Source organism: Agarivorans sp. 2_MG-2023, from assembly GCF_030548085.1.
Classification (GTDB): domain Bacteria; phylum Pseudomonadota; class Gammaproteobacteria; order Enterobacterales; family Celerinatantimonadaceae; genus Agarivorans.
In genome coordinates, this window is record NZ_JAUORQ010000001.1 from 252,475 (window position 1) to 265,831 (window position 13,357).

At 42.9% G+C, this 13,357-nt stretch carries 12 protein-coding genes; 10 read left to right on the forward strand and 2 right to left on the reverse strand.

The window, feature by feature from the left end; genetic code table 11:
• Nucleotides 1–21: 21 nt before the first annotated feature.
• The 4 genes from malE to Q4549_RS01130 all read left to right on the forward strand — a co-directional run bounded on the left by malE (nt 22) and on the right by Q4549_RS01130 (nt 5,048).
• Complete coding sequence (gene malE / locus Q4549_RS01115) at nt 22–1,203, forward strand: maltose/maltodextrin ABC transporter substrate-binding protein MalE (protein WP_303508404.1); 1,182 nt, start codon at nt 22–24, stop codon at nt 1,201–1,203.
• Nucleotides 1,204–1,290: 87 nt separating this feature from the next.
• Entirely contained in the window at nt 1,291–2,922 is a 1,632-nt protein-coding gene (malF, locus tag Q4549_RS01120; RefSeq protein WP_303553083.1) for a maltose ABC transporter permease MalF, read from the forward strand.
• Between the two features lie 12 nt (nt 2,923–2,934).
• Nucleotides 2,935–3,825 (forward strand): maltose ABC transporter permease MalG, encoded by an 891-nt coding sequence (gene malG, locus Q4549_RS01125; RefSeq protein ID WP_016402572.1) that lies wholly within the window; start codon nt 2,935–2,937, stop codon nt 3,823–3,825.
• Nucleotides 3,826–3,911: 86 nt separating this feature from the next.
• Entirely contained in the window at nt 3,912–5,048 is a 1,137-nt protein-coding gene (locus Q4549_RS01130; RefSeq protein ID WP_137673034.1) for an ABC transporter ATP-binding protein, read from the forward strand.
• A gap of 82 nt (nt 5,049–5,130) precedes the next feature.
• On the opposite strand, the gene Q4549_RS01135 is transcribed toward Q4549_RS01130, so the two are convergent.
• On the reverse strand, nt 5,131–5,826 hold the full coding sequence (locus Q4549_RS01135) for a flagellar brake protein (protein WP_303553084.1): 696 nt from the start codon (nt 5,824–5,826) through the stop codon (nt 5,131–5,133).
• 147 nt (nt 5,827–5,973) lie between these two features.
• Here Q4549_RS01135 and Q4549_RS01140 point away from each other — a divergent pair, with 147 nt between their 5' ends.
• Nucleotides 5,974–6,846, forward strand: a complete 873-nt coding sequence (locus tag Q4549_RS01140) for a 6-carboxytetrahydropterin synthase (protein WP_303553085.1) — start codon at nt 5,974–5,976, stop codon at nt 6,844–6,846.
• A gap of 45 nt (nt 6,847–6,891) precedes the next feature.
• Here the strand turns inward: Q4549_RS01140 and Q4549_RS01145 are convergent, their stop codons facing one another.
• Nucleotides 6,892–8,928 (reverse strand): methyl-accepting chemotaxis protein, encoded by a 2,037-nt coding sequence (locus Q4549_RS01145; RefSeq protein ID WP_137673031.1) that lies wholly within the window; start codon nt 8,926–8,928, stop codon nt 6,892–6,894.
• A gap of 312 nt (nt 8,929–9,240) precedes the next feature.
• On the opposite strand from Q4549_RS01145, the gene Q4549_RS01150 reads away from it, so the two are divergent.
• From Q4549_RS01150 to ycfP, 5 genes are read left to right on the forward strand one after another with little or no spacing between them, the layout of a single operon-like run.
• On the forward strand, nt 9,241–10,701 hold the full coding sequence (locus tag Q4549_RS01150; protein WP_303553086.1) for a COG3014 family protein: 1,461 nt from the start codon (nt 9,241–9,243) through the stop codon (nt 10,699–10,701).
• Nucleotides 10,702–10,714: 13 nt separating this feature from the next.
• Nucleotides 10,715–11,107, forward strand: coding sequence for a YcfL family protein (locus Q4549_RS01155; RefSeq protein ID WP_303553087.1), 393 nt, complete (start codon nt 10,715–10,717; stop codon nt 11,105–11,107).
• A gap of 14 nt (nt 11,108–11,121) precedes the next feature.
• Complete coding sequence (lpoB, locus tag Q4549_RS01160) at nt 11,122–11,712, forward strand: penicillin-binding protein activator LpoB (protein WP_137673028.1); 591 nt, start codon at nt 11,122–11,124, stop codon at nt 11,710–11,712.
• A gap of 7 nt (nt 11,713–11,719) precedes the next feature.
• The gene (gene nagZ, locus Q4549_RS01165; RefSeq protein WP_303553088.1) at nt 11,720–12,742 is read left to right on the forward strand and encodes a beta-N-acetylhexosaminidase; all 1,023 of its coding nucleotides are present in this window, start codon (nt 11,720–11,722) and stop codon (nt 12,740–12,742) included.
• 53 nt (nt 12,743–12,795) lie between these two features.
• Complete coding sequence (gene ycfP / locus Q4549_RS01170; RefSeq protein WP_303553089.1) at nt 12,796–13,344, forward strand: alpha/beta hydrolase YcfP; 549 nt, start codon at nt 12,796–12,798, stop codon at nt 13,342–13,344.
• Nucleotides 13,345–13,357: the final 13 nt, after the last annotated feature.

The following is a 13,357-nucleotide window of genomic DNA, read 5'->3' on the forward strand; positions in this document are numbered from 1 at the left end:
ACGACAGTTAAGGAAAGGCTAATGAAAAAGACAATTCTTGCATCTGCTATAGCGGTTGCTTCTTTAGGCATGGCATCTAATGCTTTTGCTGCGATTGAAGAAGGCCAGTTAACCATTTGGGTAAATGGTGATAAAGGCTACAACGGTTTAGCTGAAGTAGGTAAACGCTTTGAAGCTGATACTGGTGTTAAAGTAAGTGTTGCTCACCCTGATGATGCCCCTGGTAAATTCCAGCAAGCTGCTTCTACAGGCTCTGGTCCAGACATCTTTTTATGGGCTCACGACCGTTTCGGCGACTGGGTTGACGCTGGTTTATTAACAGAGCTTAAGCCAAGTGCTGAAAAGAAAGCAGCAGTTGAAGACTTCGCTTGGAACGCTGTTACTATCGACGGTAAAGTTTACGGTTACCCTATTGCTATCGAAGCTGTAGGTCTTATCTACAACAAAGACCTAGTACCTACCCCTCCTAAAACGTGGGAAGAGATTCCAGCACTAGACGCTAAACTTCAAGAGTCTGGTAAGCACGCAATCCTTTGGGATTACAACAACACTTACTTCTCTTGGCCTCTATTGGCTGCGAACGGTGGTTACATCTTCAAATATGAAAACGGTACTTACGATGTTAAAGATACCGGTGTAGCTACAGATGGCGCGAAAATGGGCGCTAAAGTAATTAAAGACCTAATCGAAAATGGTCACATGCCTAAAGGCGCTGACTACGGTGTAATGGACTCTGCCTTTAACAAAGGCGAAGTAGCCATGGTTATCAACGGCCCATGGGCTTGGGATAACATGGAAAAAAGTGGCATCAACTACGGTGTAACTTACATTCCAACTATCAACGGTAACAAAGCTAAGCCAATGGTTGGTGTTTTAGCAGGTGCAGTTAACTCTGCGTCACCAAACGCTGATTTAGCGGTAGAGTTCTTAGAAAACTACCTTGTTACTAATGAAGGCTTGAAGTCTGTAAATGACGATGTACCACTAGGTGCTGTTGCACTTAAATCGTACATGGAAGAACTTTCAAGTGACCCTCGCATCGCTGCAACATTCGCAAACGCTCAAGATGGTGAGCCAATGCCTAACGTAGCTGCTATGGGTAAATTCTGGTCTGCGATGGCAACATCACTAACCAACATCACTAGTGGTCGTCAACCTCTAGAGAAAGCTCTAGACGCCGCTGCGCGTCGCATAGCGAAATAATACGGTCATATTATTTCGGTCAGGAGGAGGATATTGGTCTATCCTCCTCTTTATTAATTTCGGTCAAATACAAAGGTTGTACATAAGATGGGTCTTTCTGCGTCTCCAGGTTTTATGCAGGGCAAGTATGCCTGGCTAAAACTGCTGCTGATCACAGCGATTGTGTTGCTTAACGGCTATGCAATTGTTTTGATGTATGCAGGTGGTGAATATGCATTTGCATTGCTCACCCTTGTTGTTGTTTCTACCGGTGTGTATGTTTTTACTACTAAAAAAATGTATGCCCACCGATATATCTTCCCTGGTATTGCTGGGATGGTGGTCTTCATCATTTTCCCTCTGGCTTATACGATAGGCATTGCGTTTACTAACTACAGCGGAACAAACTTGTTATCGCTAGAGCGTGTAGAGCAGTTGCATACCCAGAAGACTTACATGGCTAAAGGCGGTTCATTTGGCTTCCAGTTGCATCAAGCAGCAGAAGGTAAATACGTAATAGCTCTTTCTCAAGACGATAAGTTGTTTGTAACTCGTCCTGTTGAAGTTGTTTCTAACGCCGATGTTCGCGCTAGAAAGCTTACTCTTGAAACTAAACGGATTAAGTTGCAAGTAGTAGACGCTTTACCTACTAGTGAAAAAGCCCCGATTAAAGAAATCATTTCTCATCGCCAATTCTTCAACAACATCGTGCTGGTCACGCCTGAAGCTGATGAATTAGTCATGAATGGTCTACGCAAGTTCTCAGCAATGAAACCACTATATTCTCGCTTAGCCGATGGTGTAGTACTTAAAGAAAGTGGTGCCATTTTACCTGGTCCTTCTATTCTTCGTAACAACCAAACTGGCGAGCTGATGCTGCCGAATATGGAAACAGGTTACTTCCAATACATCGATGGTGATGGTGAATTTGTTGGTAGTCGTTTAGCACCTGGTTTCACCGTAGGTGTTGGTTGGAAAAACTTTGAACGTGTCGCTACCGATAAAGGTATTAAAGAACCGTTTATTGAAATCTTCATTTGGACGGTTATTTTTGCCGGTGTTTCAGTAGCCCTAACATTGGCTATTGGCATGGTGTTAGCCTGTCTAATTCAATGGGAAGAGCTTAAAGGTCGCGCTTTTTATCGCGTGGTGCTTATTCTCCCCTATGCAATTCCCGCGTTTATCTCAATCTTGGTATTTAAAGGTTTGTTCAACCAAAACTTTGGTGAGATTAACGGTATTTTAGAGTCACTATTTGGCGTTAAGCCGGATTGGTTCACCGATCCTATCATGGCTAAGTCAATGATTTTGATTGTGAACACGTGGTTGGGTTACCCATACATGATGATCTTGTGTTTAGGTATGCTTAAATCTATTCCTGAAGATTTATATGAAGCGTCTTCAATGGATGGTGCAGGCCCAATCAGTAACTTCTTCAACATTACTGTTCCACTATTGATGAAACCACTAACGCCATTGTTGGTTGCATCGTTCGCCTTTAACTTTAACAACTTTGTATTGATTCAGTTGTTAACAAATGGTGGCCCAGACATTATCGGTGCTTCAACACCAGCTGGTACAACCGACTTGCTCGTAAGCTACACCTACCGAATTGCCTTCCAAGGTGATGGTGGTCAGGATTACGGTCTAGCCAGTGCGATTGCGACATTGATCTTTATTGTGGTTGGTGCACTAGCATTGATTAACTTGAAACTAACTAAAGCTGATAAGACGGCGTAAGGAGAAGCTACTATGGCAATGGTTCAACCTAAATCATTGAAATATAGAAAACTAGCTACTCACGTAGTGTTATGTTTGTTTCTATGTTTAATTATTTTCCCATTATTAATGGTAATCACTATTTCTTTCCGTACGGGTAACTTTGCGGTAGGTGAATTGATTCCTTCAAACCCAACTTTGGATCACTGGCGTTTGGCCTTGGGGATTACTGTTGTAAACCCAGATGGCTCATTAACTCCGCCTCCATTCCCAGTACTTACTTGGTTATGGAACTCGATTAAAGTTGCGGGTATTTCAGCCTTATTAATTGTTGCCCTTTCTACCACAAGTGCTTACGCGTTTGCTCGTATGCGTTTTAGAGGTAAGGCAACCATTCTTAACGGTATGTTGATTTTCCAAATGTTCCCATCTGTTTTGGCCTTGGTGGCAATTTACGCCTTGTTCAATAAGATTGGTGAGTATATTCCTTGGTTGGGTCTAAACACTCACGGTGGTTTAATCTTCGCTTACCTTGGTGGTATTGCACTTCACGTGTGGACCATTAAAGGCTACTTCGAAACGATTGACCCAGCGCTAGAAGAGTCTGCAGCGATTGACGGTGCAACTCCATGGCAAGCGTTTAGATTGGTATTGTTACCGCTTTCTGTGCCTATTTTGGCGGTTGTGTTTATTCTTGCATTTATCGGTGTTATTACCGAGGTTCCAATGGCCTCAGTATTGATGCAAGACGTTGATAAACTCACACTCGCTGTAGGTGCTCAACAATATCTCTATCCGCAAAACTACTTGTGGGGCGATTTTGCCGCTGCAGCTGTTTTGTCTGGATTCCCTATCACCCTGGTGTTCCTCATGGCTCAACGTTGGTTGGTCGGCGGGTTAACAGCTGGCGGTGTTAAAGGTTAAATTATTTGGGCGTAGCTGCGAATGCAGCTACGCAAAACAAGATTGATTGCGAGTAAAGCAACGCTTTATTCAGTTTGGAGCTAATAATGGCTGATGTAATTCTAAAAAATGTACGTAAAAACTACGACCCGGCAATTCACCAAGATACCTTGCGTGATATTAACTTAGACATTCAAGATGGCGAGTTTGTAGTATTCGTTGGTCCATCAGGTTGTGGTAAATCGACGCTGTTACGTATGATTGCTGGCTTAGAAGATATTACTAGCGGTGAGCTTAATATCGGCGGCAACTTCATGAACGACGTGCCACCAGTAGAGCGTAACGTAGGTATGGTATTCCAATCTTACGCTTTGTACCCACACATGGACCTACGCGAGAATATGTCGTTTGGTCTTAAGCTGAAAAAAGTAGAAAAAAGTATCATTGAAAAGCGTGTTAATAACGCTTCAGATATTTTAGGCCTAGATCCTCTACTTGATCGTAAGCCAAAAGAGTTAAGTGGTGGTCAGCGCCAACGTGTTGCAATTGGTCGTTGTATCGTACAACAACCAGGTGTTTTCTTGTTCGATGAGCCGTTATCAAACTTAGATGCTGCACTTCGTGTGAAAATGCGTATTGAGATCGCCAAGCTTCATAAAGAACTACAATCAACCATCATCTACGTTACTCACGACCAAGTGGAAGCGATGACCTTGGCGGATAAAATTGTAGTACTAAGCCCATTAGATCCAAATGCTGCTACAAACTTAGAGCAATATGGTTCACCGCTTGACCTATACCATAACCCAGCAAACAAATTTGTTGCTGGCTTTATTGGCTCACCAAAAATGAACTTCATTGAAGGTGAAATAGTAGAAGTAGGCGAGCAAGAAAGTAAAATTAAACTGGTAACTGGCGATATTGTTAGCGCTGCGGTAGATACAAGCCGTGCAAGCGTTGGTGATGCTGTTGAGTTTGGTTGCCGCCCTGAGCATTTGGTTGAAGATACCCATGCTCATGCAGAGAACTTTATTACAGGTACTGTAGTAGTTGCCGAGCACCTAGGTGCAGAGTCTTACGTTTACATGGACGTTAAAGGCTTTGATTTCACCTTTAAAGCGCGTAGCGAATTCCCAACGAACAATGGTGATGAGTTGCGTGTTGGCTTACCAACTAAAGCTAGCTACTTGTTTGACAGTAATGGCATTGCGTTCCCACGTACTGCCAAGTACAACAAAGACTAGAAGTTGACCGTTAATTCAAAGCGACCCTCGGGTCGCTTTTTTTTGCTTAAAATAAACTTAGCTCTGGGGAAAAGAATAAGATTTAATTTGGGGTTTTGTTTTCGCGTTGAACAATCTCTAGCAGGGCCGTTTGGATAAATTTTTGTTTTACCGACTCATCTGCATCAAAGCTCAGCCCGTAATGAACCCGTTCTGGAGATCGTTGTTCTAAGTGTTGGTTACAAATACTTGCCTTAATGCTTAATGTTTCATATTCATCTATTGGAAGGTGTAAATTAAAGCTTCGTTTTGTTAAGGGTAATGGTATTGGAGCGCTTATAAAGCCACCACCATTTAGCGATAAGTCTTTGAGTAAGCCTTTAAAAGATTCATTGCTGTCGCTTTCACTTTGCATTTTACAGGGTAACGACACCGGTAAACGGCTATGTTGCCGCAAACTAATTTTTTGGATATTACGTGGATAATCTAATACCACCCAGCGTCCTACACTGCTCATTAACTTTGAAATTGAGCCGCGGTAAGCAAAAATAGTAGCGTTTGGATCGCCTTCATTAACGATTCTCACCACAATAGATTGACCTTCGCGAATTAAGTCTCTGGCCGCTTCCCATTGTTGGTCCATGCCTCTAGATAGAATCACGCACATACCTGGTTCAATACCAATCAAGCGACTACGTAAGCGCAAAGGGTTAGTTGGGGTAGGGATCTGCAAGTGCACTTCGGTTTGGCAGGGAAGGGCATTAAACTCATTGAGTAACTCAGGCGCTATCGGGTCCACGGCGTTATCTAGTGATTATTCAACATGGTTAAACCTTATCACAGTTAGTTGAATTTTGGTTTTTCCGCTTGTTGAGATTGAGAAGCAACTGCCTAAATGATGCCGTTGTGGCTATAATGTGCCGCATTAGCGATAACGGACTGCAATATGAAACTATTTGTAAAAGACTTAACAGTGATTGACTCAACCTACTTATGTCCAGACCGAGGGTTAGTGGGGGAAAGTTGGTTAGTGGATATTGAATTGGGCGGATCGCTAAATGATATGGATATGCTGCTTGATTTTGGCCAGGTTAAAAAACTGATTAAACGGTTAATCGACGATAAAGTCGACCATAAACTATTGGTTCCTCGTCGCTCTCCATTGTGTAAGGTAAGTAACAGCGAAGGCTACACGCAATTAGACTTCCAACGTCCAGGTGGTAAAAGTATTCACTTACGCTGCCCCGATGAAGCCTACACATTTATTGACGCGGTTGAAGTGAGCAACGAAGCCTTAACGGCATACGTTAAAGCAGTGGTGCTCGAACAATTACCCAGCAATATACAAGATATAAGCATTAACTTGCGTCATGAAGCGATCGACGGACCGTATTACCACTACAGTCACGGATTGAAGAAACACGATGGTAATTGTCAGCGAATTGCTCATGGTCACCGCTCGACGATAGAAATTTTAGTGGATGCAGAGGGTGATGTAGACCTAGCCACTAGCTGGGCAATGAAATGGCGTAACATCTATCTCGGTAGCGCCAATGATGAGATATCAGTAAATGATATTAGTTTTTATCAGCGACAGGAATGGCAGCAGCATTACGCCTTTGCCTACCAATCCCCACAGGGCTTTTTTGAGTTAGTGGTGCCTAAGCAAGAAACCGATATTTTGCCCTGTGAGACAACGGTAGAGAATTTAGCCGCTTATATTGCGCAAACCTTATCTAAAGCGATGGATGGTCATACACTAAAAGTGATTGCTTACGAAGGGGTAGGTAAAGGCGCAATTTCAGAAGTATATCGATAAAAAAAAGGCTCCTAGTTAGGAGCCTTTTTAGTGTTAGCTCATTGTTTACAAGGTAAAACGTTTTACCAATGAGTCTTGTTGTTGCGCCAGGCCACCCAGTTCTTCACTGGTACTGGTGACAATTTCAATGCTTTGGTAGTTTTCGTCACTAATATCGGAAATGCGATTTAAGTTATTCGATATTTCCGCGCCAGTGGCTTGCTGCTGTTCTGCGGCTGCGGCAATTTGGCTACTCATATCCGAAATTTGGGTAATAATTCCCTGAATTTCTTCCATTGCGCCATTGGCATCTGATGATTGTGAGATGCTCGCCTGCATTTCTGATGAACATTCTGACATTACCGATACTGCACGTTGGGCACTTTTCTGCAGGTTTTCAATCATTGATTGAATCTCTGTTGTTGAGTTAGTGGTTTTTTGTGCCAGCACTCTTACTTCGTCGGCAACAACCGCAAATCCTCTACCTTGCTCACCCGCACGTGCGGCTTCAATGGCAGCGTTTAATGCAAGTAGGTTGGTTTGGTCTGCGATACCACGAATCACATCCAAGATAGAACCAATGCTGTTGCTCATGCTATCTACTTCGCCGATTACTGAGCTACTATGCCCCAGTTTTTCAGACAGTTGATGGGTAGTCGTGATGTTATTGCTCATGATCTGACGACCAGAGTTAGAGGCCTCTTCCACTTCCATTACTTTTTCCAAAGTAATGTTCGCGCTCTTGGCTACTTCTCTTACCGATTGTTCCATCTCGGTCATGGCGGCGGCAACAGAGGCCGTTTCTTGACGTTGATTATTTAGCTCTTCTTTAGCGGTATTTAGGGTCGTGGAGTTACCCTGAGATACATTCGACAGGCTTTCTGCCGCTTGGCTTATGTCATTTAGCACCGAGCGCATCTGCTCCATCATACTGTTGGCTGAGTCCGCAAGTTGTCCAAATTCATTAGTACTTTGGTAGTTTACCGTTTCCGTCATGTCTCCCGCTGCAGCTGCCTTAAGCGTTTTAAGTAACTGATTTAGCGGTTGTTTGATTGAGCCCGCCACGTTCCAAGCAACGAGTAACGCTAAAGGAATGGCAATAATCATCGCGGTTATTAGCTGAATACGGCTTGATTCAAGCATCTTATTTGCATTAGACGCCGCCATATCGACCTGAGCATTTGCAATATCATTGATCGCTGAAAGCTGGCTAATGGCATCGGTAATTTGAACTGCAGTATCGGCTACTCGTAGTGAGATAGCTTCTTTAACTTTGGCGACTTCTAAATGGTTGGCAAGTACGCCATCATCTTTGGTTGAGTCTTTTACAAACTGGTCAATTTGGTGACCCATGTCGTTGCGCAACTCTGGAATTTCGTCTTCTAAATCAGAGGTGGCGCTCATGAAGTTTTTAATAAGCTTGTTATTTCGCTTCAAAATCACTGCAATTTTTTTAGACTCTACAGTGTTTAAACCTTCCAAAGTGTTTAGCTCAATTACGGCCATTGCATTCAGAAAGCTTTCGGCTGCCCAACGAATGTAGTCATCGTTTAGCTCTACCACTTTGTCTGAGAGGTTCTTTTTAAGCTGTGGCAACATTACCGTGAGTTGGTTGGAGCTACGCTTTACTGATTTCAGTTCTGATAAGTAATTTAAGTTGTCGTCCATCACTTGTTTAGCAACCTGAAAGTAGTTCTGATCGAGGCTGTTTAGCGTGTCTAAACGAGCTTCTAGTTCAGCGTTGCCTTCGGCCATCGAACGCAAGGTGCCTAAAGATGAAATGAACACTAATTCACTTTGCTCAAACGACTCGCTGCTTGCTTTGATAACTTTAGTATCAGCAGAGGTTAATGCATCTTTAAAGTATTTGTCTGCGGTCAGCAAATCTACGGCAAACTCACTACTTTGAATAACCAAAGGTGTGGCTTCTTCGGTCACCACGTCAAGCTGTTGGTTAAACTGACTGCCCGTTTGGAGTGACAATACATTAGTTAACACCATCATTAGAACCAAAAAACCAAATCCGATGTTTACTCGATGAACAATAGAAATGTTTTTAAAAAATTGGAGCGATGAGGCTACGTTTAGTGACTTTTTTTTCATAATTCCTCGACCAACCGATCTGTTAGCTATTTATAGTTTTTATATTATTTTATTTAGTAAAAAGTATGCCTTTAGTTGGCTATTCTTACTATGCAAGAGATCACAACTCTAGACGCTGGAAGCCCTTTTATACTGATAATAGCGGCCAACTTAACAAAGAGTTTACCTTTTAAAATATAAAGCAAAATAAATTGTACAAATATAGAACAATCACAAGCAATTTGTAGAAATACTTCGCGCTAGATTAGGTCTAGCTCGTAAAATAGTTTATAAATAGACTTCTCCCGAACATCTGGTTTTTGGAACGCATTAATGGCTGATTCATCGCCCATCAAGTGGCGCGTTTTACATACTCGTAACACTGCGTTTTTTAGCAAGATGAACAAACAAGCTATCGCTTTCGCTTTATTTACCAGCTTATTGCTAGTTGGTTGTAGTAGCGCAGTTTTTAGTGATCTTTTTGTGAGTTACGACGAGCAACTTAATGCTAGTCGTTATCAAATGGGGTCTGGGCAGTTCGAGTTAGCCTCGGACCTTATTTCTGAAGGCAGTAAAAGCGATAATAACTACTATCTTAAGCAGTTGGAAAAAGGCCGCTTATCTTATCTAGCGGGTGACTTTTCTGGCAGTCAGGCTCATTTTACCCACGTTGATGAGCAGCTCACTTGGTTGTCTCGCCAAGCTGAGTATCGTTTATCTACCGGCTTACAAAATGTTTCAGCCTTAGCAACCAACGACAATTTTATTGAGTATCACGTGCCGGTTTACGAGCAAGTGATGTTACATCATTATCAAGCCATCAATTACTTGCACAGCGACGGTTTGGAGTCTGCTCTGATTGAAATCCGCCGCGCCGGATTGATTCAACAGCAAGCTATGCAAGAAGTGCCGGTGACTTTAGAAGAGCAACTTCGTGATTATAAGTCGCAGTATGACGACCTAATGACGGATTACCCGCAGCTAAAAACTCAAGACAAAGCCTTAGCGAACGCCTTTCAAAACGGCTTGAGTTTTACGCTATCAGCCGCTTTATATTTGGCCGCAGGGCAAGAAGATGATGCTTACATTGATTACCGCAAAGCGCTAGCGCTAGCGCCAAACAATGGTTATTTGCAGGCAGAGGTCGCTCGTTTGGGTCAAAAGCTAGCCATGAGTGATTACCAAGAATACACACCAGCCAAACCTAAAGCCTTAACTAAGCAGGAAGGGTTATTGGTTGTGTTGCACGAACAATCAATTGTGGCAGCGCGCCAAGAGGCTCGCTTTACTTTACCCCTATATAATCATAATCGTTGGGAAACCTACACAGTCGCGCTACCCGTTATTTCAGGGAATGCGCAAATAGCTATACCGCAATGGATGAAAGTGGGTAACGAGCGATTCTCCGGTGAGCGCTTAGTGCAGTTTGATGAGCTAGCAGCTAAGCAGTTACAACAAGATTTACCCGCAATATTACTGCGGCAAATTTTGCGTGTGATAACCAAAGATCAATTTCGTCGTGAAGTGAATAAAGATAAAGCAGATGACGAAGAAAACTGGGCAAACGCGTTGGTGAATGTTTACAACATTGCGTCGGAGCGGGCAGATACACGCAATTGGCAAACCTTACCAGCCTTGGCGCAAGTGGCGATTAAGCCTCTGCCAGCTGGCGAACATACTCTAGAATTTGAAGGCTTGTTGCAAAACCAAGCAGCAATTAATATAACTGCTGGTAGAGTAACCTTAATACTGACTAATGATTTGGGCTCTCCAGCTCAAATATTTAATTTATAAAGAGGGTAAAGCTATGAAATATTTGCTGTTATTAACTGCACTGCTTGTCGTAGGCTGTACCACCGACACCTCTGGCATTTCGGCAGATTCAGATAAGCCCGATGGGAAGCAATGGCTAATTGTAGACAATATTAGCTTGGGTCGAAAACTCACCGTTCTAGATGCTGCTACTCACCAAGGAATGGACCGCTTGCGCGGTGTGGCAACAATACAATCTTTATTCAAAGGTGACTTAGATTTGCAGTATCGTTTTTACTGGTATGACAGTAACAACATGCAAATTAATAGTGCAACTACCGCATGGACGCCTCTAAGCTTACACGGCAAGCAACAAATTCAAGTGCAATCAGTTGCCTTGGTGAATACCGCGAGCCATTTCAAAATTTATGTTAGAGAAGTTAAATAACAGAGAGATATCCCATGAAAAAACTCGTACTCGCTGCATCTGTACTAGCCCTTACCTTAAGTGGTTGTTCTACCCAGGTAAGCTACGGCGACCCGCAAGAAGTTGAAACAGTAGATGTTGCTTTTGGCTCAACTGACTTACAAAAAATTGCCGGTGAAATGACAGACTCGATGATTTCGTCTCCATTGCTAACCGACATTACCAATAACAATCGCCCGATTGTGTTTGTTGAACGCATTAAAAACAAAACTACCGAGCATATTGATACCGAGTCAGTGACTGATTCAATTAGCACTAAATTACTGCAATCGGGCAAGTTCCGCTTTGTTGATATGACACGCGTAACGGCGGTACGTGAACAGCTTGATTTTCAGAACGACGGCGGGTTAGTTGACCCATCTAAAGCGATTGCTTTTGGTCAGCAAGTGGGTGCTGAGTATATGCTTTATGGCAACCTTTCAAGCATTGTAAAAACTAACAAGAAAACCAAAGATGTTTATTACAAAATGACTATGCGATTAATGGACTTAAAAACTGGCTTAGTTGAATGGGCTGACGAAACTGAAATTCGCAAGGGCGAAACTAAATCTACTTTTGGTTGGTAGTTAGTACATGGGACCTCTGTTTTTAGATTTACTCGGTACGGAGTTGAGCGCTGAGGAGCGCGAGATGCTCCAGCATCCCCTTGTGGCTGGCGTTATTTTGTTTAGCCGCAATTATCAAGATCGGGCTCAGTTGTTAGAGTTAGTTCGTACCATTCGCTCTGCGAGTAAACAGCGATTATTAATTGCTGTTGATCACGAAGGGGGCCGAGTACAGCGCTTTAGAGAGCAATTTTCAGCTATTCCTGCCATGGGCTTGATGGCGAAAGGCGCAGACACTCTTCATATTTCTCACCAAGACTGGGCTAAGCAACTGGGCTGGTTAATGGCAGCAGAGTTACGTGCTTGCGACATTGATATTAGCTTTGCACCCGTTTTAGACATTGATGGTGTTAGTGATGTAATAGGGCAACGCGCTTTTAGCAATAGCCCTAGCGAGATTATACGTAGCGCAAGTGCGTTTATTGATGGAATGAACTTAGCCGGCATGAAAGCTACAGGTAAACACTTTCCTGGCCATGGCAATGTAAAAGCGGATACTCACCATTTAGAGGCTCGTGATCCGCGCCCATACGCAGAAATTAAGCAGCAAGATATGCAAGTATTTGCCGCGCTTATTGCTCAGAATAAACTTGATGCAGTAATGCCTGCCCATGTTATTTACAGTGACGTAGATGACAAGCCAGCGGGGTTCTCGCAAATATGGCTGCAAAAAATACTACGTAAAGAGTTAGCGTTTAACGGGCTTATTTTTAGTGATGACCTCAGCATGAAGGGCGCTGCAGTTGCGGGTAATCATATAGATCGTGCTCAGCAAGCCTTAGCGGCAGGTTGTGATTTATTGCTAGCCTGTAATGATAGAGAAGCTAGCATTAGTTTATTAGATGGCTTAGATCATAGCTTTGTTGTGAATGCCGAAACCTTAGTGGGTAAAGCGTTTGCGCATAGTTGGTCAGAGCTCGAATCGCAAGCTCAGTATCGAGAAATTGCCGCTCGTGCTGCACAAATAATGCAAATGAGTAGTGAATGGTAACAATTATAAATACACTTGGTTTTAGTGTGTGAATGTAAGGAAGGTATTGCAGGATGATTATTTATCTACACGGCTTCGATTCAACAAGTCCGGGTAACCATGAAAAAGTGCTTCAGTTGCAATTTGTAGATCCCGATGTGCGACCGATCAGCTACAGCACCATTCATCCGCGGCATGATATGAGTCACTTACTGAAAGAAGTGCATAAACAGCTCATGTTAAGTGCCGAAGAAGAAGTGGTTATTTGTGGTGTTGGCTTGGGGGGCTATTGGAGCGAGCGCATTGGTTATTTATGCGGGATCCCATCAGTGATTTTCAATCCTAACTTACATCCAGAAAAGAACATGCAAGACCGAATTGAACGCCCAGAAGAGTACATCGATATTGCATCAAAGTGTGTTAATGAGTTTAGAACCAAGAACAAAGGTAATTGTACCGTGGTGCTCTCAGAGAACGATGAAGTGTTAGACAATTCTCATTCTGAGCAAGAGCTTAAAGCCTATTACGATGTTATTTGGGACAAAGAACAAAGTCACAAATTTAAAGACATCAGCCATCACCTGCAGTTGATAAAGTCTTTAAAACGCCTACCAAGTTTATAGAATCTTAAATTTT

Bases quoted from the DNA above. Each gene is read 5' to 3' on its own strand.
- malE (WP_303508404.1), top strand. From the start codon at position 22: ATGAAAAAGACAATTCTTGCATCTGCTATAGCGGTTGCTTCTTTAGGC.
- malF (WP_303553083.1), top strand. From the start codon at position 1,291: ATGGGTCTTTCTGCGTCTCCAGGTTTTATGCAGGGCAAGTATGCCTGG.
- malG (WP_016402572.1), top strand. From the start codon at position 2,935: ATGGCAATGGTTCAACCTAAATCATTGAAATATAGAAAACTAGCTACT.
- Q4549_RS01130 (WP_137673034.1), top strand. From the start codon at position 3,912: ATGGCTGATGTAATTCTAAAAAATGTACGTAAAAACTACGACCCGGCA.
- Q4549_RS01140 (WP_303553085.1), top strand. From the start codon at position 5,974: ATGAAACTATTTGTAAAAGACTTAACAGTGATTGACTCAACCTACTTA.
- Q4549_RS01145 (WP_137673031.1), bottom strand. From the start codon at position 8,928: ATGAAAAAAAAGTCACTAAACGTAGCCTCATCGCTCCAATTTTTTAAA.
- Q4549_RS01150 (WP_303553086.1), top strand. From the start codon at position 9,241: ATGGCTGATTCATCGCCCATCAAGTGGCGCGTTTTACATACTCGTAAC.
- Q4549_RS01155 (WP_303553087.1), top strand. From the start codon at position 10,715: ATGAAATATTTGCTGTTATTAACTGCACTGCTTGTCGTAGGCTGTACC.
- lpoB (WP_137673028.1), top strand. From the start codon at position 11,122: ATGAAAAAACTCGTACTCGCTGCATCTGTACTAGCCCTTACCTTAAGT.
- nagZ (WP_303553088.1), top strand. From the start codon at position 11,720: ATGGGACCTCTGTTTTTAGATTTACTCGGTACGGAGTTGAGCGCTGAG.
- ycfP (WP_303553089.1), top strand. From the start codon at position 12,796: ATGATTATTTATCTACACGGCTTCGATTCAACAAGTCCGGGTAACCAT.